Annotated in this window: 22 protein-coding genes; 10 read left to right on the top strand and 12 right to left on the bottom strand. The window is 65.6% G+C overall.

The features are described 5' to 3' along the window. Nucleotides 1-73: 73 nt before the first annotated feature. From ACFWFP_RS30410 to ACFWFP_RS30420, 3 genes are all read left to right on the top strand, one after another. The gene (locus ACFWFP_RS30410; RefSeq protein WP_379300754.1) at nt 74-481 is read left to right on the top strand and encodes a hypothetical protein; all 408 of its coding nucleotides are present in this window, start codon (nt 74-76) and stop codon (nt 479-481) included. A 218-nt stretch (nt 482-699) separates the two neighbouring features. Beyond that, the gene (locus ACFWFP_RS30415) at nt 700-945 is read left to right on the top strand and encodes an HNH/endonuclease VII fold putative polymorphic toxin (RefSeq protein ID WP_379300756.1); all 246 of its coding nucleotides are present in this window, start codon (nt 700-702) and stop codon (nt 943-945) included. 9 nt (nt 946-954) lie between these two features. Then, on the top strand, nt 955-1,371 hold the full coding sequence (locus ACFWFP_RS30420; RefSeq protein WP_379300758.1) for an Imm50 family immunity protein: 417 nt from the start codon (nt 955-957) through the stop codon (nt 1,369-1,371). 188 nt (nt 1,372-1,559) lie between these two features. On the opposite strand, the gene ACFWFP_RS30425 is transcribed toward ACFWFP_RS30420, so the two are convergent. Then, the gene (locus ACFWFP_RS30425; protein ID WP_379300760.1) at nt 1,560-3,704 is read right to left on the bottom strand and encodes a DUF262 domain-containing protein; all 2,145 of its coding nucleotides are present in this window, start codon (nt 3,702-3,704) and stop codon (nt 1,560-1,562) included. Between the two features lie 68 nt (nt 3,705-3,772). On the opposite strand from ACFWFP_RS30425, the gene ACFWFP_RS30430 reads away from it, so the two are divergent. Then, complete coding sequence (locus tag ACFWFP_RS30430) at nt 3,773-4,318, top strand: hypothetical protein (protein ID WP_379300762.1); 546 nt, start codon at nt 3,773-3,775, stop codon at nt 4,316-4,318. Between the two features lie 841 nt (nt 4,319-5,159). On the opposite strand, the gene ACFWFP_RS30435 is transcribed toward ACFWFP_RS30430, so the two are convergent. Both ACFWFP_RS30435 and ACFWFP_RS30440 read right to left on the bottom strand, forming a co-directional pair. Further along, nucleotides 5,160-6,671 (bottom strand): hypothetical protein, encoded by a 1,512-nt coding sequence (locus ACFWFP_RS30435; RefSeq protein ID WP_379300764.1) that lies wholly within the window; start codon nt 6,669-6,671, stop codon nt 5,160-5,162. Next, a complete protein-coding gene (locus tag ACFWFP_RS30440) occupies nt 6,668-6,883 on the bottom strand; it encodes a hypothetical protein (RefSeq protein ID WP_379300766.1) in 216 nt (71 codons plus the stop codon). The genes ACFWFP_RS30435 and ACFWFP_RS30440 overlap by 4 nt, the downstream gene beginning before the upstream one ends. Before the next feature lie 103 nt (nt 6,884-6,986). On the opposite strand from ACFWFP_RS30440, the gene ACFWFP_RS30445 reads away from it, so the two are divergent. Beyond that, nucleotides 6,987-7,706, top strand: coding sequence for a TetR/AcrR family transcriptional regulator (locus tag ACFWFP_RS30445; protein ID WP_379300768.1), 720 nt, complete (start codon nt 6,987-6,989; stop codon nt 7,704-7,706). 251 nt (nt 7,707-7,957) lie between these two features. Here ACFWFP_RS30445 and ACFWFP_RS30450 read toward each other — a convergent pair whose 3' ends face one another. After that, a complete protein-coding gene (locus ACFWFP_RS30450; protein ID WP_379300770.1) occupies nt 7,958-9,376 on the bottom strand; it encodes a WGR domain-containing protein in 1,419 nt (472 codons plus the stop codon). Between the two features lie 475 nt (nt 9,377-9,851). On the opposite strand from ACFWFP_RS30450, the gene ACFWFP_RS30455 reads away from it, so the two are divergent. Further along, nucleotides 9,852-10,478: a hypothetical protein gene (locus tag ACFWFP_RS30455; RefSeq protein WP_379300772.1), complete on the top strand. Its 627-nt coding sequence runs from the start codon at nt 9,852-9,854 to the stop codon at nt 10,476-10,478. Nucleotides 10,479-10,488: 10 nt separating this feature from the next. Here ACFWFP_RS30455 and ACFWFP_RS30460 read toward each other — a convergent pair whose 3' ends face one another. Continuing rightward, nucleotides 10,489-11,079 carry a TetR/AcrR family transcriptional regulator gene (locus ACFWFP_RS30460; RefSeq protein WP_379300774.1) on the bottom strand — a complete coding sequence of 197 codons (591 nt, stop codon included), beginning with the start codon at nt 11,077-11,079 and terminating at the stop codon, nt 10,489-10,491. 42 nt (nt 11,080-11,121) lie between these two features. On the opposite strand from ACFWFP_RS30460, the gene ACFWFP_RS30465 reads away from it, so the two are divergent. The 3 genes from ACFWFP_RS30465 (at nt 11,122) to ACFWFP_RS30475 (ending at nt 12,942) form a co-directional block, all read left to right on the top strand. Further along, the gene (locus tag ACFWFP_RS30465; protein WP_379300924.1) at nt 11,122-11,529 is read left to right on the top strand and encodes a DUF5360 family protein; all 408 of its coding nucleotides are present in this window, start codon (nt 11,122-11,124) and stop codon (nt 11,527-11,529) included. A 58-nt stretch (nt 11,530-11,587) separates the two neighbouring features. Next, nucleotides 11,588-12,328, top strand: coding sequence for a glucose 1-dehydrogenase (locus tag ACFWFP_RS30470; RefSeq protein ID WP_379300776.1), 741 nt, complete (start codon nt 11,588-11,590; stop codon nt 12,326-12,328). A gap of 80 nt (nt 12,329-12,408) precedes the next feature. Beyond that, on the top strand, nt 12,409-12,942 hold the full coding sequence (locus ACFWFP_RS30475; protein ID WP_062991977.1) for a hypothetical protein: 534 nt from the start codon (nt 12,409-12,411) through the stop codon (nt 12,940-12,942). Nucleotides 12,943-12,990: 48 nt separating this feature from the next. On the opposite strand, the gene ACFWFP_RS30480 is transcribed toward ACFWFP_RS30475, so the two are convergent. Genes ACFWFP_RS30480 through sucB form a run of 6 tightly spaced genes read right to left on the bottom strand, consistent with a single transcriptional unit; the run spans nt 12,991 to nt 18,330 of the window. Beyond that, nucleotides 12,991-13,302, bottom strand: coding sequence for a pyrimidine/purine nucleoside phosphorylase (locus ACFWFP_RS30480; RefSeq protein WP_379300778.1), 312 nt, complete (start codon nt 13,300-13,302; stop codon nt 12,991-12,993). Nucleotides 13,303-13,340: 38 nt separating this feature from the next. Beyond that, complete coding sequence (lipA, locus tag ACFWFP_RS30485) at nt 13,341-14,363, bottom strand: lipoyl synthase (protein ID WP_379300780.1); 1,023 nt, start codon at nt 14,361-14,363, stop codon at nt 13,341-13,343. Beyond that, on the bottom strand, nt 14,360-15,109 hold the full coding sequence (gene lipB / locus ACFWFP_RS30490) for a lipoyl(octanoyl) transferase LipB (RefSeq protein ID WP_379300782.1): 750 nt from the start codon (nt 15,107-15,109) through the stop codon (nt 14,360-14,362). The genes lipA and lipB overlap by 4 nt, the downstream gene beginning before the upstream one ends. 44 nt (nt 15,110-15,153) lie before the next feature. Continuing rightward, nucleotides 15,154-15,657 carry a GNAT family N-acetyltransferase gene (locus tag ACFWFP_RS30495; protein WP_379300783.1) on the bottom strand — a complete coding sequence of 168 codons (504 nt, stop codon included), beginning with the start codon at nt 15,655-15,657 and terminating at the stop codon, nt 15,154-15,156. Between the two features lie 4 nt (nt 15,658-15,661). Next, nucleotides 15,662-16,555, bottom strand: coding sequence for a TIGR01777 family oxidoreductase (locus ACFWFP_RS30500; RefSeq protein ID WP_379300784.1), 894 nt, complete (start codon nt 16,553-16,555; stop codon nt 15,662-15,664). 11 nt (nt 16,556-16,566) lie between these two features. Beyond that, complete coding sequence (sucB, locus tag ACFWFP_RS30505) at nt 16,567-18,330, bottom strand: 2-oxoglutarate dehydrogenase, E2 component, dihydrolipoamide succinyltransferase (RefSeq protein WP_379300786.1); 1,764 nt, start codon at nt 18,328-18,330, stop codon at nt 16,567-16,569. 232 nt (nt 18,331-18,562) lie between these two features. Between sucB and ACFWFP_RS30510 the strand changes: the two genes are divergently transcribed. Continuing rightward, nucleotides 18,563-18,913, top strand: a complete 351-nt coding sequence (locus ACFWFP_RS30510; RefSeq protein ID WP_379300788.1) for an oxidoreductase — start codon at nt 18,563-18,565, stop codon at nt 18,911-18,913. Here the strand turns inward: ACFWFP_RS30510 and ACFWFP_RS30515 are convergent, their stop codons facing one another. Beyond that, nucleotides 18,914-20,422, bottom strand: a complete 1,509-nt coding sequence (locus tag ACFWFP_RS30515) for a leucyl aminopeptidase (RefSeq protein WP_379300790.1) — start codon at nt 20,420-20,422, stop codon at nt 18,914-18,916. Nucleotides 20,423-20,435: the final 13 nt, after the last annotated feature.

Raw genomic sequence — 20,435 nt, forward strand, 5'->3', positions numbered from 1 at the left:
TGCAGAAGTAGCGATCTCTGATTCTCTGTGCGGACTCCGCAATGGGGCGAGCGTAAGGAGCATCGACCAAATAATGGGCGATTCTGAATTCTATGAGGAAGTCGAAAAAAAACGTGCTTGGATGCGACGCGACTACGGGTTGGTTCAAATAGATTTCAATCCCGATAAGGAGGAGGAGTGGGTATCCTTCGGGATGAAGTTGTCAGTGCACCGCCTAGAGTGGGGGACTTCGATCCCCATTCCGATTGCGGCATTGGTAGCCGATATACCAGAGAAAATATACTTCGACGATCTCCGTTCTGTGATCGAGCCCCGCGGCGGCCTGGTGAGGCGTGCAGATCTGAACTTCCGCGATGAAATTCACTACCTGACAGAAGCTGGCGCTGACATTGTGGCAACCACAAAAGGCAAAGGTGGAGAACTGGTGCCGGACTGTGTGTGGGAAGTCAATCTGAAGTCCCGCATGATCGCAAATAGATAATGCTCGATTGCGAGATCGTTCCGCCGTCAGATTTATTATTCTGAAGGGTTTGGGACTGACTGGATCGGCGAGGTAGCGACCGTCCAAAACGCCGCGGTTACTTCCGATGTCGCGGACTGGAGCGGTCAAACCGCCACCGCCTAAAAATCTGCCGTGGGCACTTAACTATTGGAGTCCTCACAAGTCAGGCCCAGCGGATCTATCCAAGACATCGGGTTATGCGGATAGGTGTTCGGGTTGGGAGCCGTGCAGTCCTCGATGAAAATCAGGAAATCATGACCGAGAAGTATCATTTTACTGCCGGAAATGGAAACCGAATTGTTATTCAAGATCACAGTGCGGGGCGCCGGGACGGGAAAGGTGGCGTCGGTGACCAGGGTCTCCACGTCAACGTCCGGCCTATTGAAAATACTCGAACTGGAAAATTGCCCGGAACCCTTGGGTGCTATCCCTTCCAAACATAGGATGCACTGATGGGCTGGGTTGATACGCTGCATGAGCCGAGTAGTATTCGAGGAGTGTTCGGGGCGCTCAGCCCATCGCTGGATGGCGTTGTGCTCCACGAGATTCGGTTGCACCGTGACGGCCCAAGTGTCTATCTGCGGTTCGATTTTCGTGAGTTTCCGACTGATCCGCCCAGGAAGTGGGGAGCCGTCGGCTACAACACGGTTCAAGTCGAACTCTGTCTGTATGCGGTTGAAAGCGTTGAGATATCCGAGCTGAGTACTGTATCCGTGATCGACCTAAATATATCGACTATCGACCGTAATGGAAAGGTAGCTGTGCGCGCTTGGGCATCGGGAAATTCCACGACACGCTTAAATGTTGTGGCGGGGAGCGTGAGTGTCGCGAAGGTATCGGCCTACAAAAAACGATCCGCCCCCGCCTGATAGAAGCACCTCGCTGTGATCCGTTGGGGCTCGGCATTTTGGAGATGGCTAGCGAGGAGGCAGGACGTCCAATGGGCAAAAGGAAGGGGGCCCAGGCCAGCACTGACCGACCGTGCACCATCGCCTTACCTGTGGTCAGTCCGATCCCGCCCGGCGTAGCGATCTCCACCTCTGCGCAGTCGCCGCGGTCAGTCGGTAGTGCCAGCTTCGGAGAGTGCAGTGGTCTTGTTGTCGCCCGTCGGCTTCTCACCGCGGAATGCAGCCCGGACGTCTATGAGTCGACGCCCGTCCGGGAGGCTCCAGAAGGTCCAGCCGTTGGTCACACTGCCCTTGACATGACGACCCGCTCCGGAGGGGGACCCGAAGGATTGGCCCTCCACTTCCAGTGTGCCGTTATCGCAAATGAGGGCCTCACACGATCGCCAGTTCCCCTGTCGCGGCGCCAGTATCGTTCCTGGCGTAAGGAGTCCGGCCGCAACCAGGTCCTTCACCTCGACCCAGTCTTGGTTCTTGTCTCGGGGGTCGACCACCTGCCCGGTATGCCCCTGGGGCACTGGCCACACGGCGAGTAGCACGTCGATGATGCGTTCGGTCCGAGCCTCGATGGCTTCCTCCGCCCACTGCTCGTCGCCGATATTGCTGAGAAGTCGACTGTTGAGCAGCAGGGTGTCGTGTTCTCGAATTGCGGCTCGCTTGAGATCCCAAGCGCCGTTGGACACCTTGGAGTTGAGCGAACCGGTGAGCAAGGTCAGGTTGCCGAGCCGGTGCACATGCGCTCCGCGTTCGATCTCGGCGTCGGGTCCGTCGACAGCCCAGTTGTCCTTCCACTTCTGCGGCAGGACGTGCTCGATCGGGTAGCCGCGTCGCGGCACCTGTGGCTGGTTGGTCACCCGCCTGAACCGGTTCTCGATCGCTTCCAGGAAGACCCGCAGACGTGCGACCTTGAAGCGACGGTAGGCGGCTTCAGCAGCGAGCGACGCACGAATCTCGTTGTCTCCGGGCCAGTATGTGCTGGAGACGTTCAGTCTGGACAGGTGCATGGCAACTCGGTCGACAAGTTCGGCATCGGGTGCATCGTTGTGGATGCGGATGATGTCGGCGACGACTCGGCCCAAATCGGATGTCGTCAGGCGGAGGAACATGCGGCGGACAACCCAACTTTCCACTGCCGCAACGACACCGTCGATGGTGTCGCCGGTAAGCGCACGTTCCGGGTCGTGCAGCCAAACCAGAATCGGTTTGAGTAGTTCGACCTCGAAGGCCTTCATGCGGTATACCGACATTTCGACGGTCGTGAGCTGTCGGTCCTTGTCGTCGGCGGCTAGCGTCCAAGCCTCGTAGAGATCGGCCTGCCGTTTGATCGTCGGCAGTAGTACGCCCATTTTCTGTCCACTGTCATGTTCGACGAAGGCCTTGAAGCGCGCAAATGTCTGCTGCGGTCCGATCTCCTCGCCGATCCGGGAAATGAGCCATTGGTTGAGGAACAGGGACCCGCGGCTAACCCGGTAGCGCCCAACGCTGACCTCAGTTTCCCAGAACTTCGTGTCGAAAGGCCAGTCTTCGGCATAGGCGCGGCGCGTGTCCGAACCCTCAGCAGCGAGCCGCTGGAAGACGAAGTTCTTGATGAGATCGGCAGCGGTCAGCGGGGTTCCGCGAGCGTTGAGAGTTTCGAAGATCTCCTGCGAGTTCTCCACTGCGGTGAGGTTGATGGCCACCAATTGGAGCCCGCTGGTCAGCACACCGACCAGTGCATTGGCCCGAGTCGAGTAGTCTTCTCTGTCGTACGCGCCAAGCCAGGCGGCGACGGCATCAGCAAAAAAGGCATGGGCACGAGTGATCCGGGCATTCGCGTGCGCGAGCTCGGCGTGACTGACCGGCGGATCTGAGTCCATGACCTCATCGAAGGCGGCGTGGTCGCGGTTGGTGTGACGAATCTTCAGCCGCGACTCTCCCGCTGGTACGAAGGTGGCCTGATTATGGGTCAGGCTCTCCAGCTGGCCCGCGAGTGTGTCACGGCCGGCAGACTCCAGCACTGAGCCGGTCGCATCCATAAGCAACTGCAGCGTCGTCAGTCGCTGCTGGCCGTCAATGATGTTGCTCACCTGCAGGCTGCCGAGCTGTCCATCCTGAGCTTGGACAACTACAGCACCGAGGAAATGCGTTGCCGTGGAATACGGATCGCGCAGCCGCAAATCAGTCAGACGCCGGATGTCGTTCCACAGCGGCTCCCATTGCTCGACCCGGTCCCAGACATAAGGCCGCTGGAACAGCGGGACCACCAGCGTCTGTGGGAGGCTGAAGATCTGCATCGGCGTCCGTACGTTCGTCTCCACGGTTCCATCCTGCACCGCGGTACCGACAGCCCGCAGCGGACGGTGGACTGATCGCTTAGGCTGCGCGAGTGGAGAACGATGTGTCGAGGTATTCGCACGAACCGATTTCCGAAAGTCACCTGCATCGCCTGGCCTCGATCGCCAAGGACGAATTGGCAGTGTTCTTCGAACGGAACCCCCATCTTGCTGCCTACCGGGATGCCTACCTGATGACTGCGCTGACTCAGGGTGGCGCGCTGCACTACGCCTCCGCTGGCAAGCACCGCATCAAGGATCTCGACCTGCACTCTTTCTTCGTGCGGATCGATCCAGCCAAGACTCAGTTACGCCGGCAGCGCCGCGTAATCGACTTCGGGCCATCGGAGTTCGGTCGCCATCCTGATGATGTAGGACTGGGGTTTCGCGGGCGGCATGTCGATGGAATTTTTCGACTGGTCGACGGGGTCGAACTCGGCGTCGAGCCGGTACAAGCAGTGCAGCACTATCTGACCCGTAGCACCACTCCGACTGCGTTCCATCTCCGCCAAAAGGCGGTAGTTGCCGTAGATCCACCAGAGTTGTTCGGAAAGATCGTGTGGCACAACGAGAATGCTCCCCTGAACGGCCGCTCGTAGTCCCTTTGTCGGGGTAGATCAATATGGCGCCGTCCTGCGCCTGGCCACAGACGCCAACACGACAGCTTGCTGACCATCGACGCCGAATGGGTCGATGAACATTCGCTCCTACGGGTCCGGGGTCGGGCGCTAGCCGTGAGTGGCCTCCTGCACGGTGAGCAGACCACTTGGCCGTAAGTAGGTAAGCGCGGCCTGCAGGCCCGGACTGTCGGCGACCTTGATGGCGCGGCTGTCGATGTCTGGAGGCGGGAGTGGTCGGTTCGCGCCGTGACCCGCTGGGAGGTCGCAGGTTCGATTCCGCAGCAGGACGGGCAAAACATGGGCAACCGGAAAACGCCTGGTCATCGTGGATTTCTATCCAATCTAGCGATGCCGGTCCGCCGGTACCGATCTTTTCATTTTCCGATCTTCGCTGTGCCCACGGCAAGGCACAGCGAAGATTGGAGCGACGCCTCGGAGTTGGGCTAATGCTCGCAGTCGATGTGCGGTGGCGGCCAATAGATGGTCGCGTTGCAGGCGAGGCACGTGTGCGTCTGATGATGGCCTCCGATTCGCAGGCATGGTGAGACGGCGACCAGTGACTGACCCGGGCCGTGTCGGTGCCCAGGAGGGTAGAAGCGGGGTAGCCGGTTCTGTCCACCGCCCGGCGCGCAGATAGAGCCGAATCAATTCGCGCATACATTCGACGCTTTCGCGCAATCCCCATGTAGCGAGGCGTCAGCGTAAGGCCGTAGGAATCCGGTCCACTGCGCGGTGAAACTCGCTGTCCCGCAATGTATGTCCCGCGCGAGCGTCCGTCACGACTGACACCGTCGCGAGGATGCTGATAGGTCCCGGACGATCAGCTGGCCGTCGGCTTGTCCGCGAGTTCTGGTAGACCGCATTGAACTGCTTGTGCGGCGAGCAGGTTGCGGAGTTGTTCGGGGATTTCTATGCGGATGTCGGACAAGCCTTGCCAGATGGCGGGATCTTGCGTGGTGATGGTGCCGACAAGGGTTTCCAGGTTGTCGGCTTCGTTGAGGAGGGTGAGGGAGCGGGATCGAGCGGAGAGGTCCTGGCGGAGAAGGATTTGTATCAGGGTTGTGGCGCAATCGGCTGTGGGGGCGGCTTGGACTGCGGCTCGGAATTCGTTGTCGGTGAGGGTGTTTATGGTGGTGGCGAGGGTGTCGTGGGTGGTGGTGGGGAGGTCGTTGAGGAGGGGGAGGGCTTCGGGCCAGAGGTTGTGGGTGGCGGTGGCTTCGATGGCGGCGGTGAGATAGGCGGGGCGGTGCATTACCGGGAGGGAGGCCAGGCGTTTGCGGTCGGGGGTGAAGAGGGCGAGGGCTACGGGGAGGAGGGTGGGCCAGTGGTTTTCGGTGTGGGCTTGTTCTATGAGGGTGGTCAGGGAGTCGTCGGGTTCGGTGGCTACTCGGGCGGCGACGGTGTGGAGTTGGGTGGGGGAGAGGTGGGTGGCTAGGGGGAGTAGGGAGAGCCAGAGGTTTTGGGTCAGGGCTAGGTCGGCGATTTTGGTGAGGAGGGTGGGGTTTTGCATGGCTGGGCGTTGGGCCAGGCGTTGTAGGGGTTGTGGGGCCATGCCTGCTGCTACGGGGAGGAGGGTGTCCCAGGCGTCTACTTCTTCTACGGCGGCGAGTAGGCCGTCGATGACTTCGTCGTCTTGGGCGGCTACGACGTTGGCGAGTTTGGAGCGTTCGGTGGGGCCGAGGAGGGCTAGCAGGGTGATTGCTTTGGGCCATTCGCCTGCGTCGTGGGTTGCGCGGATGACGCCGGGGACTCGGTCGGTGACGATGGTGAGGAGGCGGTCGGCTGCAGGGGGGTCCTCGAGGTAGTAGCCGACCTGGAGGATGTCGAGGTCGGAGGCGTGGGGGAGGGCTGCGCGTAGGACCGAGTCGGGGACTGATCCTGCGAGGTTGCCCATCGTCAGGTAGTCGCCGCGGCTGATCAATTCGCTGGCGACTGCTGCGGCCATCGGGCCAGGTACCTGTGCGATCAGTTCGACTGCTCGGCGTGGGTCGAGGGTGAGGGTGGCGTCGGCTAGGAAACTGGGGGAGAGGGCGCTGGCGATGGCTACGGCACGGGCGGGGTCGACGGAGCCGGCGAGTGCGGCGGCGAGAACGGGGCCGAAGGCGGCTTCGGTGATCTTGGCGGCGATGGGGGCGGGGACCAGTTTGGCGGCGGCGCCGACTCGCTGCATGCGGCGGGCTTCGCGGCGGGCGGTGAGATCGGTGATCTGGTCGCGGAATTCGCGGAGGGCCGCCGGTGGGAGGGTGGCGAGGAAGGCCAGGTCGGCGGGGTCGCGGTCGAGGACGCGGGCCAGTTTGGCCAGTTCGACGGTGGTGTGGTGGGTTGCGGTCACAGTCCGAGCACCTTCTTCACGGCGGGGCGGGCCAGGCGGGGGATGAGGCGCATGCCGGTGTCGAGGGCGTCGTCGAGGGCGGCCTTGCGGTGGTCGAGGGCGGCGCGGACGTAGTCGTCGAGGAGTGCCAGCTCGTCGGGGGTGAGGGTGGCGAAGTCGGGTGGCGGTGGGGCGCCGAGTGTTGCGGTGAGTTGGCGCAGGGCATCCGACACGGACGGTCTCCTTCGATGCGATGTCCGGAAGTTCGTACTGCCGGTACGAAGAACGATACTGCCGGTACGCGGTACCTTCTGTAAAGAGCCGTTCACCTGTGGTGTGTGGAAAAACCCGATCGTACTGCTGGTACGTGTATCGTTCTCGACCGTGACCCGTGCCAGTCGACGACCTCCGCCGGTGAGCCGGGATGTCATCGTCGACGCCGCGATTCGAGTTCTCGATCGGGACGGGCCTCACCCGAGTATGGATGCTTTCGCGGTCGAGGCCGGGATCACGAAGCCGCGGCTGTATCGGCAGTTCACCGACAAAGGCGACCTCTACGCGGCCATCGGTGCTCGATTCGCCGACTCCGCGTTCGCTGCGACGGGAACCGATCTGACCCTGCTGTTGCAGCCGCCCAACGCCGCTATCGATCGCGCACTCACCGATTATGCCGTCGGAATTCTGGCCCACCCCAATGTGTTCCGGTTCCTGACGCAGACGAGTGCGAATCGTGAGGGGGCGACAGGCCAGTACGATCTCGCCAGTGCGGTGGCGGGTCGCTTCGCGGAAAGAGCTCGGGTGGTGGCGGATTCGATTCCGTTGGATGCCGAAGGGATCGAATATCTGGCCCGGGCGATCGTTGGTGTGATGATCGTGCTGACTGATCTGTGGCTGAGTGACGCGAAACCGGATTCCGCAGAATTCGTCAGCCGGGTGCACGAATTGGTGTGGGGAATGATCGATGCGTTTCTGCGCGGGCGGGGGATCACGGCGGATCCAGGGGTGCCGATCTTCGTCACCCTGGCTGCGTTGAACCCCGATGCAGGCGAAGTCTGAGGCATCGACGACTCGAGGCTGAGCACAACCTGCCCGCATCCGCACTCGGCGTTGGATCTGACCAGGTCCGAGTACACAGCCCGCCGCCAGCCACAGCCGCCATCTCGTGACTGGCAGACGGTAGTCGTTCGTGGCCGGCGGTGAGGTTGCGACGTTCGTGCGTGCGTCCGATTCGGTGATTTGGGTCCGGTCGTCGTCGGTTAGTCGTGGTGACTCGCCAAAGCGGCGGCCGTGGGGCTGCGGTGGGGCACTCAGCCCAGGCGGCGGATGTCGCCGCGGACTCGGTAGAAGCCGCCGCGGGCGGATTCGGAGACGGCGTCGACGACGTAGCGGGCGCCGGCTAGGCGGATGTCGCGGGGGAACTGGACGTTCCAGGCGGGGTCGTAGCCGGGGGAGATGACGTGGACGCGGAGGGAGTCGCCGTGTTGGAGGCATTCGACGATGACGCCGGTGCCTACGTCGGTGGTGAGTTCGAGGGTGGTGCTGGGGGCTACGGCGGAGAATTCGGGAGCCTTCACCGAGCGGGTGGTGGGGAGGACGCCCTGGTCGGCGTCGCGGATGGCGGATTCGCTGACGTCGAGGCAGGCCAGGGCGCCGGAGGTGGTGACCAGGTAGAGCTTTTCGTCGTGGTACTGCATGGAGTAGGCGGAGCCGCAGCCGGTGGCGAGTTTCCACAGGCGGGCGCCGGTGGCGTCGAAGCAGTAGACCGAGGAGTGGGAGTCGCCGGCGAAGACATAGCGGCCGTCGGGGGAGGCGGCGCAGGAGAAGACGGCGGCGTCGCACTGGTAGGTGCGGGTGGCGCTGCCCTGCTTGGTGATCTCCTCGACCTGGTTGTGGGAGGTGCCCGCGTAGACGGTGCCGGATTCCTGCCAGCCGAACAGGACCGCGCCGCGAGTGGGCGAATGCCACTGGGAGCGGCCGGTTTCCAGGTGGTACTTGGTGACGCCGCCGCTGTGGCCGTGGTAGACGCCGGTGGGGTCGACGCGGACCATCCAGCCGGAATTGCCCTTGCTGCGCGCGGACCAGAGGGATTCCTCTTCGTGGTCGATGACGGTCAGGCCGCCCGCGGAGTCGGAGGCGGCGAGGATGCCGTCGTGGATGTCGAGCCAGTAGACGTCGTCGGCGGAGACGTCGTAGGCGGCGCGGGGGACCTTGCCGGACAGGTCGTAGACGCGGCCGTCGTCGCAACCCGCGTAGATCCAGAAATCGTCGGCGACGATGCATTTGACCGCGTCGGGCAGTCTGTAGCTATTGGTGACGACGCCGGCGGGGGAGAGGGTGAAGACCTCGCCGTCCTCGTTGCCGACCCAGCAGCGCTGCTCGTCGACGAAGATGCCGAAGGCGGCGGCGCCGGAATCGAAGCGCCACAGCACCGGGGCGGACTTGGCGGTGGAGCGCTGGCTGGTGATGCTGCGGCGGGTGACGGTGCGGCGTTCGCGCGCGCCCATGACGGCGGGGGCGTAGCCCTTGCGCACCTTTTCGCCGACCTTCTTCTGCGCTGCGGCCTTCGCCTTGTCCTCGGTGGCGAAGGAGCTCGCTTTGGACTGACCCTGCTCGCCGATGCGGCCGTAGCGGATATTGACGTTCGTTCCGGTGACGACTACCTCGTAGAACTTGTGCGAGGAGCCCGCGTCGTCGGACAGTTCGAGATAGGTGGTTTCGGCGGTCATGCGTCCTCGCTGAGCTCGTGGAGATCGAATGCACGAAAAGTAGCAAGGGGCACCGACATTCGGCGCGGCGCTCGTCAGAGGTGGTATATCCGGCAGCCGGTGGGGTGGACGGATGCGGTCCGAGTGCGCTGGACCGCTGCCCGGCGAACATGCCGATAGCGCGTGTCGGCAGTTCGACCCGACTACAGAATCCGGCTCCCAGATGGTGGGATCGAAGGGTTTCCACGCAGACGCGGGATCGCGGAGAACCTCGCGATGCCGATCCATGACGGGTGAGCCCCGGAGAGGTGAGCAACCGCTGCGCCGAACATCGCGACAGGCCGTCTTTGTAACGACACGCGGCGAAAGGATTGCGGGATCGCGCTGGGTGATAGATGCTGGTCCAACTGTTGGTACGTATCTGGACGTGACTTTTCCGCGACCGTTTCGTAATCTAACAGTGACCTGCTCTCGACAATGACTGGTGATAGACAACGTGACTGCTTCGCATCGCAAACCGTCGGCTCCCAAGAGCCGGCTGCCGCTGGCCGTATGCAGTCTCGCGGCGACCGTCCCCGGCATGTTGATGATGGTGATGCGGCCGGGTGCGCAGGTCGAGGCGGTGGCTTCGGTCGAACCGCTGTCGACGTCGGCCATCGAGCTCGATCCGATCGCCGCCGCGCCGACGCACGATGCGCCGCAGCCGGGGCCGATCGTCCGGGCGGATGACGAGATGGCGGCGTTGTCGGCGCTGAAGGTGAAGGTGTTGTGCGGCACGGAGTTCAACGGGACTCTGCCGCACGTGGCGCAGGTCGGTAACCTGCTGCAGAAGATGTTCGGGGTTTCCGATATCGGTGGTGCGCACGGTCGCTATGACGGCGACCATGGCGCGGGGCAGGCGCTCGACGTGATGACGGGCAATCTGGCCCTGGGCAATACCATCGCCGATTTCGTGCTGGCCAACAAGGCGCGCTTCGGTGTCACCTACGTGATCTGGCAGCAGCGGTACAACGACGGCAACGGCTGGTCCTACATGGAGGATCGCGGCAGTCCGACGCAGAATCACTATGACCACGTACACATTTCGTTCAAGTCCTCGGGTGCGGCCAACATCGCCTGCTGATCGCGCGAAGTCAGGATCTGATCTCGTCGAGCTCGGCCAGAATCGGTGCGGCCTGGTTCCGCAAGAGTTCCAGCTGACGGTCCGGCGGAAATCGTTCGGGGTCGAAAACTGCCTGGATGCCGATGCCGTCGATGAGGATCGTGAGAGATTCGGCCGCGTTGGCGAGGTCGGGGCCCGGCCGGTAACCGGCGGAGGTCAGGACCAGTTCGAGTGCCTCACGCCAGGCTCGGTAACGCGTGCGTTGTTCTCGGGCCAGTTCGGTGTCGTGGGTGGCCCAGTCCCAGAAGGCGATCCACACCTGCCATTCGACGCGACGGGTTCGATCCATCGGCAGGCACTGACTCAATAGCTCGTACAGATCGCCGGACTCGGGGGCCATCCGGGTCACGCGGTCCGCGACAGCGGTGGATGCCGCGCCGAGTGCGGCCCGCAACACGGCGCGTTTGTCGGCGAAGTAGTGCACGACCATACCGGTGGTGCATCCGGCCTCGGCCGCGATGTCGCGGACGGTGGTGTGCGCCAAGCCTTTGGTGGCGATGACCTGGCACGCCGCGGCGCTGATCGCGCGGCGACGCTCTTCGTGATCGACGATTTTCGGCATTGACACGTAAGTTTACATACCCGTTATTATGTAACCGTGGTTATGAAAAAGCTGCGCGTGGTCAAGCGGGTGATGTTGGTGACCGATCTCGGCTTCCTCGCCTACTGGGTGGTGACCGCGCTGGGTCTGATCAGCGTCGGGTCCGATGAGTTTCTCCAGCAGTGGAACTGGTCTTTCCTCGGGCTCGATGCCGCGGCGATCGGGTTGGGGCTGGCCGGGCTCGCACTGGGCGCGCGCTCGGCTCTCTCGATCCCGCTGATCATCGTGTCGTTGTCGCTGACCTCCGCCGCGGGGCTGATGGCGCTGAACTTCTACGTGATTCGCGGCGACTACAGCCCGATGTGGTGGATTCCCAACCTCTGGTTGTTCCTGTTTCCGGTCGTGGCGCTCGCCGCGATCATTCGCACATCGAGCGGAATTGGAACGTGTTCTAGCAATACTGCCCACTAGTGCGGGCCGTCCTCATACGGTGAGAGGAGGTCGGATTTCTACGAAGGAGTATGCGGACATGGGACGGTTGACCGGCAAGGTCGCGGTGATCAGTGGTGGTGCGCGCGGGATGGGGGCGGCGCATGCTCGGCGGTTTGTCGCCGAGGGGGCCTCGGTGGTGATCGGGGACGTGCTCGATGACGAAGGCGCCACGGTGGCAAAGGAACTCGGGGACTCGGTGGCCTACCGGCACCTCGATGTTCGCGAACCGGAGCAGTGGGCGGCGATCGTGGCGGCCGCGGTCGAGGAGTTCGGTGGGCTGCATGTGCTGGTGAACAACGCGGGGATCGTCAACGGGAATCTGCTGGTGGACTTCGCCTTGGACGAGTGGCAGCGGATCATCGATATCAATCTGACCGGGACGTTCCTCGGGATGCAGGCGGCCGTTCCGGCGCTGAAGGACGCTGGTGGCGGGTCGATCGTCAACATCTCCTCGGTCGAGGGGATGCGGGGCAGTCCTGGTCTGCACGGGTACACGGCCACGAAGTTCGCGGTGCGTGGGCTCACCAAGTCGGCGGCGCTGGAGCTCGCGCCGCAGGGGATTCGGGTGAATTCGGTGCATCCGGGGCTGATTTCCACGCCGATGACCGAGGGGATCCCGTCGGACTTCCTGCAGATTCCGCTCGCGCGGGCAGCCGAAGCGGATGAGGTGTCGGCGCTGGTGGCGTATCTGGCCTCCGACGAGTCCTCGTATTCGACCGGCGCGGAGTTCGTGGTGGACGGCGGTCTCACAGTCGGTGTACCGCACAAAAGCTTCTGACCTGGCGCGAAGAGCGTTGTGGGCGATCGACTCACTCGAACGGGTGATTTCGGCGCGCGAAAGCGAGGAAGATGGGTGGTATGGCCCCCAACAGTGCGAAATATCTGATCAGCAACGGCACCGACGACCGGGTGTCGCTTTTCGATGACGGGCGCGTGAAGGTTTGGTCGACCACCCATTTGTGGACCGAAGAAGGTCGCGAGCGGCACAACGCCCTCGGCGAGACTGTGCTGCTCGGCATCGGGCGCACGCTCGGCGAGCCCGGTCCCGTGGATCGGCGCCAGCAGTGTGACGCGGAGTTCGAGCTCGACCCGGAGAAGGGTCACACGGTGGCTGCCACCGTCGGCGCGGACAACGGGACGTTCGTGCAGTTCTTTCACGACGGCAAGATCGCTGTCGGCAACGACGGGCGCGATGTGGCGACGGTGTTCAACGCGGGCCGGGAAACGACGTCGGCTCGTGGAACGACCGGAGTCGGCGGGTCGGTGATGGTCACCTTCGGCGGCAGCTACCGACCGAGGACCAAGCGTGAGAGCGACTTTCAGGTGGAACTGAGCGAGGCCACCGCCCCGCGGCCCAACCGGCTGTACAAGGACGAGTTCCTGGTGAAGTAGATCCGGCGAACCGGGGCGAACCGAGCTGGTCGCCCCGGCTCCGGTTCGTCAGCCGTAGTAGCAGACGTAGTGCAGGGTGTCGACGACCTCGATGTCGAACGAGCTGTCGCCGGGGACCTTGAACGACTCGCCCGCACGGTAGGTGATGGCCTCGCTCGTCCCGGCCAAGGTCACGTTGGCCTCACCCGCGACCAGCTCCATGATCTCGGGAGCGCTGGTGCCGAAGGTGAGCGACGACGGCTGGATCACGCCGACCGACACCGAGGCGCCATCGGGCAACTCGAGGCTGTAGCTGACGCACTTGCCGTCGAAGTAGACGTTGGCCTTCTTGCTGACGGAGACGTTCTCGAACTTCGACATGGGTCCTTCCGAGGGGGTGAGGGGACCCTTAGTCTAGGTCAGCTGCCGAAGCGGGCCAGGACCGAGCTGGCTTCCTGGGAGGCGGTGCCCTCCTTGGCCAGGTGTGCCATGGCTTCGGGGATCTCGCGGCCGTGGTGGGCCATCGCCTGAGCATAGAGGCGGCCTGCCCGGTACGAGGAGCGGACCAAGGGGCCTGCCATCACGCCGGCGAAGCCGAGTTCTTCGGCGACCCTGGAATGCTCGACGAATTCCTCCGGCTTCACCCAGCGGTCGACCGGGTGGTGACGGGGGCTGGGGCGCAGGTACTGGGTGATGGTGAGGATGTCGCAACCCGCTTCGTGCAGGTCGCGCATCGCCTCGGTGACCTCTTCGGGGGTCTCGCCCATGCCGAGGATGAGATTGGACTTGGTGACCAGGCCTGCCTCGCGGGCGGCCGTGAGCACGGCGAGGGAGCGCTCGTAGCGGAAGGCGGGGCGGATGCGCTTGAAGATGCGCGGCACCGTTTCCAGGTTGTGCGCGAGGACCTCGGGGCGCGAGGAGAAGACCTCGGCGAGCTGGCCCGGGTCGGCGTTGAAGTCGGGGATGAGGAGCTCGACGCCGGTAGCCGGATTGCTCGCCTTGATGGCGCGCACGGTCTCGGCGTAGAGCCAGGCGCCGCCGTCGTCGAGGTCGTCGCGGGCGACGCCGGTGATCGTGGAGTAGCGCAGGCCCATCGACTGGACGCTCTCGGCGACGCGGCGGGGCTCGTCGCGGTCGAGGGCGGCGGGCTTGCCGGTGTCGATCTGGCAGAAATCGCAGCGGCGGGTGCACTGCTCACCGCCGATGAGGAAGGTGGCCTCGCGGTCTTCCCAGCATTCGAAGATGTTGGGGCAGCCCGCTTCTTCGCAGACGGTGTGCAGGCCCTCGGACTTCACCAGGCTCTTGAGCTCGGTGTATTCGGGCCCCATGGTGGCGCGGGTGCGAATCCACTTGGGTTTGCGCTCGATCGGTGTCTCCGCGTTGCGCGCTTCGATGCGCAGCAGCTTGCGTCCGGCGGGGGCAGAGGCGTCGACGGAAGTCACCGGACCGACTCTACGCTCGGGGCCTGCGCGTTCGCCGGGGCGGTGGTGCGATCAATGTCATGGGGCCGAACGGGAATTTCGCCGTCGAGCGCGGCAACAATCGCGGCGGCGACGAGGGGCTTGAGTTCGGCGACGGTGACTTCGCGCCCGAGTTCGCGGCTCAGCGTGGTGACGCCGGCGTCCTTGATGCCGCACGGCACGATCGCCTGGAAGCCGTCGAGGGCGGAATTGCAGTTCAGGGAGATGCCGTGCAGGGCGACGCCGCGCTGCACGCGCACACCGATCGCGGCGATCTTGCGCTCGGCGAGAAGTTCGGTGGCGGGCAGCCACACCCCGGAGCGGCCGTCGATGCGGCCGCAGGTGATGCCGAGCCCGGACACGACCTGGATCAGGGCCTCTTCCAGGCGCCGGACGTAGTGCACGACGTCGACGGGCTCGGCGAGGCGGATGATCGGGTAGCCGACCAGCTGGCCGGGACCGTGCCAGGTGATCTTGCCGCCGCGGTCGACCTGCACCACCGGGCTGCCGTCGATCGGCAGATCCTCGGTCTCGGTGCGTCGGCCCGCGGTGTAGACCGACGGGTGCTCGAGGACGAACAGCCGGTCGGAGCCTTCGCCCGCGGCGCGCTGATCGGCGGTCTGCCGTTGCAGTTCCCAGGCGGCGTGGTAATCGATGAGTCCGAGATCCTCGACCACGATCGGGGTCGTATCGAATCGAGCGGACGCGGTGGGGCGCGTGTCGTTCACGGTTCTGACGTTACGCCGGGGGCCCGGTGCGGCCAAAGAGGGCGTCAGGGTTCGATCGGGAAGGTGCGCTGCATCAGGGTCAGGTCCATCCAGCGGCCGAATTTGTGGCCGACCTCGGGGAGTTCGCCGACGGTGTGGAAGCCGAAGCGTTCGTGCAGAACTATCGACGCGCTGTTGGTGGATTCGATGGCGGCGATCATGGCGTGCACGCGGCCGGAATCGATAGCGCGCGCGATCAATTCGGTGAGCAGGGTGGTCGCTACGCCGCGGCGCTGGAAACGGCCGTCGACGTAGACCGAGTTCTCGACGGTGAAGCGGTAGCCGGATTTGGGGCGCCACTGGCCGTAGGAGGCGTAGCCGGCGACCTCGCCGTCGATCTCGGCGATCAGGATCGGCATGGCGGCCTCGGTGCGGGTAGCGAACCAGGTAAGGCGGTCGTCCAGGTCGACTTCGTCGGTGTCCCAGATCGCGGTCGACTCGGCGATGTTGGTGTTGTGGATGGCGAGAACGGCGGGCAGGTCGGCCTTGTCGGCGTCGCGGATCAGCATCGGCTCACCCCCGGTCGACGGCGGCGGCCAGCGCTGCGCCGATGGTCGGGTGCCGGTAGGTGTACCCGGCGTCTTCCAGCACCGCGGGGATGGCGCGTGGGCCGTGCAGGATCGAGTCGGCCAGCTCGCCGACCATGGCTTGCAGGGCGAAACCGGGGACGATGAACGGGGTCGGCCGGTGGAGCGCACGGCCGAGCGCGCGGTTGAATTCCGCGTTGGTGACCGGGGCGGGGCCGGTGGCGTTGACCGGGCCGGAGATCTCGGGGTGGGTGAGCGCGAAGACGATGGCGCCGACCTCGTCGTCGAGGGAGATCCACGGCAGATATTGGCGGCCGCTGCCGAAGCGTCCGCCCAAGCCGACGAAGTACAGCGGGTGCAACTTGCTGAGCATGCCGCCGTTGGGGGCCAGCACCACGGCGCTGCGGATGAGCACGGTGCGCACGCCGGCTTCGGCGGCCGTTTCGGTGGCGGCTTCCCAGTCCCGGCACAGCGTGGCCAGGAAATCTGTTCCGGCGGGCGCTGTCTCGTCGATGACGGCGTCACCGGTCTCGCCGCCGTAGTAGTGCGCGCCGCTGGCATTGACCAGCGTCGGCACCCCGGCGGCGGCCACCGCGGTGGCCAGGACATCGGTGGGGGTGATGCGGCTGTCACGCAGCAACTGCTTGTAACCGCCGTTCCAGCGACGGTCGGCGATGCCGGCGCCGCACAGGTTCACGACCGCGTCGGCCCCGCGCAATGCCCGCTCGTCGAGCTGGGCGCGCGCGGGATCCCACGCGAATTCGTCCGGTGCGGCCGCGGCGCGGCGCACCAGGCGGGAGACCTGGTGCCCGTCGCGGCGTAGTGCCGCGACGAGCGCCGTCCCGATCAGGCCGGAGGAACCGGCGATGACCACCTTCATGAATTCCTCGACTACAGGCCGAGATCGGCCTCGAACGCCGAATCTTCCAGCCGGTGCTTGATGGTGGAGACGAACCGGCCCGCGTCGGCACCGTCGATGAGACGGTGATCGTAGGTGAGCGGCAGGTACACCATCGAGCGCACGCCGATGGACTCGCCGCCGGCCTCGTCGGTCACCACCACCGGGCGCTTGACGATCGCGCCGGTGCCCAGCATGGCCGCCTGCGGCGGAACCAGGATCGGGGTGTCGAAGAGCGCGCCCTCGCTACCGATGTTGGTGATGGTGAAGGTGCCACCGGACAGCTCGTCGGGCTTGAGCCCGCCGGTGCGCGCGCGGTTGGCGATGTCGGCGATCGCGCGGGCCAGGCCGGCCAGCGACAGGTCGCTGGCGTTGTGGATGACCGGCGAGAGCAGACCCTGCTCGGTGTCGACCGCGATCCCCAGGTGCACCGACGCGTGGTAGGTGATTTCCTTCGTGTCCTCGTTGTAGGACGCGTTCACGTTCGGGTGCACACCGAGCGCCTCGACGACGGCCTTCGCGAAGAACGGCAGGTACGTCAGGTTGACGCCCTCGCGCGACTTGAACGAGGCCTTGGCGAGCTGACGCAGATGCGCGATCTTGGTGACATCGGCCTCGTGGACCTGGGTCAGCTGCGCGGTGGCCTGCAGCGATTCGCGCGTCTTGGTGGCGGTGATCTGGCGGATCCGGCTGGCCTTCTGCGTGGTGCCGACGAGGGCGGCCAGCTTCGGGGCGGCGGATTGCTTGGCCGCGGGCGCGGGTGCGGCGGCAGCGGCCGGAGCCGGAGCGGCGGCGGGCGCCTTGTTGGCCTCGGCGGCGGCGAGCACGTCCTGCTTGCGGATGCGGCCGCCGACACCGGAACCGGTGAGGGTCGACAGGTCGACGTTGTTCTCGTCGGCCAGCTTGCGGACCAGCGGGGTCACGTACGGGGTGCTGCCGTTGGACGACGCCGGGGCAGGAGCGGACGCGGCAGGCGCGGGCGCCGGAGCGGGCTTGGGAGCCGGGGCCGGAGCGGGCTTCGGCGCGGGCGCCGGTGCCGCGGCGGCGGGCGCAGGCGCGGGTGACGGGGCAGGCTCAGCCGCCGGGGCGGGCTCAGGTGCTGGTGCGGGCTCAGGTGCGGGCGCGGCGGCCGCGGGCTGGCCGCTACCGATCACACCCAGCTGACCACCCACATCGATGACGTCGTCTTCCTGCGCCGTGATCTCGAGCAGCGTGCCCGCGACCGGCGACGGGATCTCGGTGTCGACCTTGTCGGTGGACACCTCGAGCAGCGGCTCGTCGACGGCGACGGTGTCACCCACGGCCTTGAGCCAGCGGGTCACGGTGCCCTCGGTGACCGACTCGCCCAGTTCGGGCATCTTCACGGGTGTGCCGGAACCAGCGGACGCGGCAGGCGAGGCGGCCGGGGCCGGAGCCTCGGCGGCGGGGGCCTGTGCGGCGGGGGCGGGCTCGGGTTCGGGGGCCGGCTCGGGCGCGGCGGGCGCGGCAGCGGGCTCAGGTGCGGTGGCGGGGGTCTCGCCGGCATCGCTGATCACGCCGAGTTCACCGCCGACCTCGACGATGTCGTCTTCCTGGGCGACGATCTTGGAGAGCACGCCCGCGGTCGGCGACGGGATCTCGGTGTCGACCTTGTCGGTGGAGACTTCGAGCAGCGGTTCGTCGACCTCGACCGTGTCTCCTTCCTGCTTCAGCCACCTGGTCACCGTTCCCTCGGTGACGCTCTCACCAAGGGCTGGCATCTGGACGGAGAAGGCCATGTCCTCTGACTCCTCTGAGTGTGTACCCGGCGGACATCCGTCGCGGGTCGCGGCTTTCGTCCACCCCGCCGGTCTCGGCGGAGCACCCGGGAAACGTTGGTTCTTGTTCCGGCAACCATCCTTGCACTCGTCTGTCGCGGGTGTAGCGCAGGGCGGCGATCCGGGCGAAGCTGGCACCATGGAATGTACGGCGGTGAGCAGAATTCCGCCGGAATGTAGGAGGTCGAGCCGGATGGGTTTGCTGGATCGTTTCCGTGGTGGGCGCGGTGCGAGCAGGTCAGGCGCTCGCGAGACCGCGTCGGAGGTGAGCGCCCTGGCGGACTGGGCGCGGACGCGGCGTGGGGTCGAAGCTTTCGTCGAACCCAAAACGACTGTGACCGATGTCACAGCAGTGTTGGTGGCCGCGGACGGTGAGTGGACCCGGCGCATCGTCGGCGAGCAGGGCGCGCGGCGGCTGGCCGGCGCGTTGAAGATTCCGGTCTACGACGTGAACCGCACCGGATACCCGCAACGCATGCGCGACTTCGACGCCCGCCGCCGCATCGAGGAGCGGCGGGCTCGCGAAGCCGAATGGGAGGAGTGACTACTCCGCGCCGATCTCCTCGATCACGGTGATCAGCGTGCGCACCGGAACCCCGGTGCCACCCTTGCCGATGTAGCCGAACGGTCCGCCGGTGTTGTAGGCCGGACCCGCGACGTCCAGGTGGGCCCACTGCACGCCCTCGGGCACGAAGTCCTTGAGGAACAGTGCGGCCGAGAGCATTCCGCCCCAGCGGTGTGGCGCGACATTGGCCAGGTCGGCGACCTTGGAGTTGAGGTCGGCGCGCAGTTCCGCGGGAAGCGGCATCGCCCAGCCGTTCTCGCCGACCGAGCGCGAGATGGCGGCCACGCGGTCGCGGAACTCGTCGGTGCCCATCACGCCCGGGGTGCGGGTGCCGAGCGCGACCATCTGCGCACCGGTGAGGGTGGCGACGTCGATGAGGTAGTCGGGCTCGTCCTCGACCGCGCGCACGATCGCGTCGGCCAGGATGAGACGGCCCTCGGCGTCGGTGTTGATGACCTCGACGGTGGTGCCGCCGTACTGGGTGAGCACGTCGCCGGGGCGCTGCGCGGTAGCCGAGGGCATGTTCTCCGCCATCGGGACGGTCGCGGTGACGGTGACCGGCAGGCCGAGCCGCGCGGCCAGCAGCACGGTGGCGATGACCGCCGCGGCGCCCGCCATGTCGGAGGTCATGTTCTCCATGTTGGCGGCGGGCTTGATCGAGATGCCGCCGGTGTCGAAGGTGATGCCCTTGCCGACGAGCGCGATCTTCTTCGGGCCGCCCGCGTAGGTGATCCGGATCAGCCGCGGCGGACGCGAGGAACCCTGGCCGACGCCGATGATGCCGCCGTAGCCCGCCTCGGCGAGCGCGTTCTCGTCGAGCACCTCGACCTCGAGGCCCGCCCCTACGGCGAGGGTCCGGGCCCGCTCGGCGAACTCGGCGGGGTAGAGCGCGCTCGGCGGGGTGTTGACGAAATCGCGTGCGGTGGCGATCGCCTCGGCGACCAGCTGCGCGCGCAGTAGCTCGAGTGTGCCGAATTCCGGTTCGGGCACCAGCAATTCGAGGCGGACCACCGGTCGCTCGTCCGGCTTGGGCGCGCTCTTGGACTTGAACGACGAGAAGGTGTACGCGCCGAGATAGAACCCTTCGGCGGCCGCGCCCAGATCGATCCCGGACAGGGTGGTGGCGACGAGTTCGGTGCCGCTGAGCGCGCGCCCGGCCACACCGGCGCTGCGGCGCACCTGTTCGGCGTCGACCTTGTCGGCCGCGCCGAGTCCGACGGCGAGCACGCTGGTGACATCGGCCAGTGCGGCAGGCGCGGGCACCCGGGTGAGCTCCTCGGGCTTGCCCTTGGCGCCGACCGCGCCGAGAGCGTCCAGCAGTTCCGCGCGAACCTCGGCAGTGAGCACGTCGCCGAACAGGTCGGCGGGGACGATGGCCGGTCCGTTCTCCGAGGACGTCAACCCGATCACCAGCACGTCGGTGTCCGCGGCGATGGTTTCGGTGCGCGCCAATTCCGGTCCGAGTGAACGATCTGCAACAGCTGTCATTGCCCCAGGTTAT

The organism is Nocardia sp. NPDC060249 (assembly GCF_042728755.1).
Taxonomy (GTDB): Bacteria; Actinomycetota; Actinomycetes; order Mycobacteriales; family Mycobacteriaceae; genus Nocardia.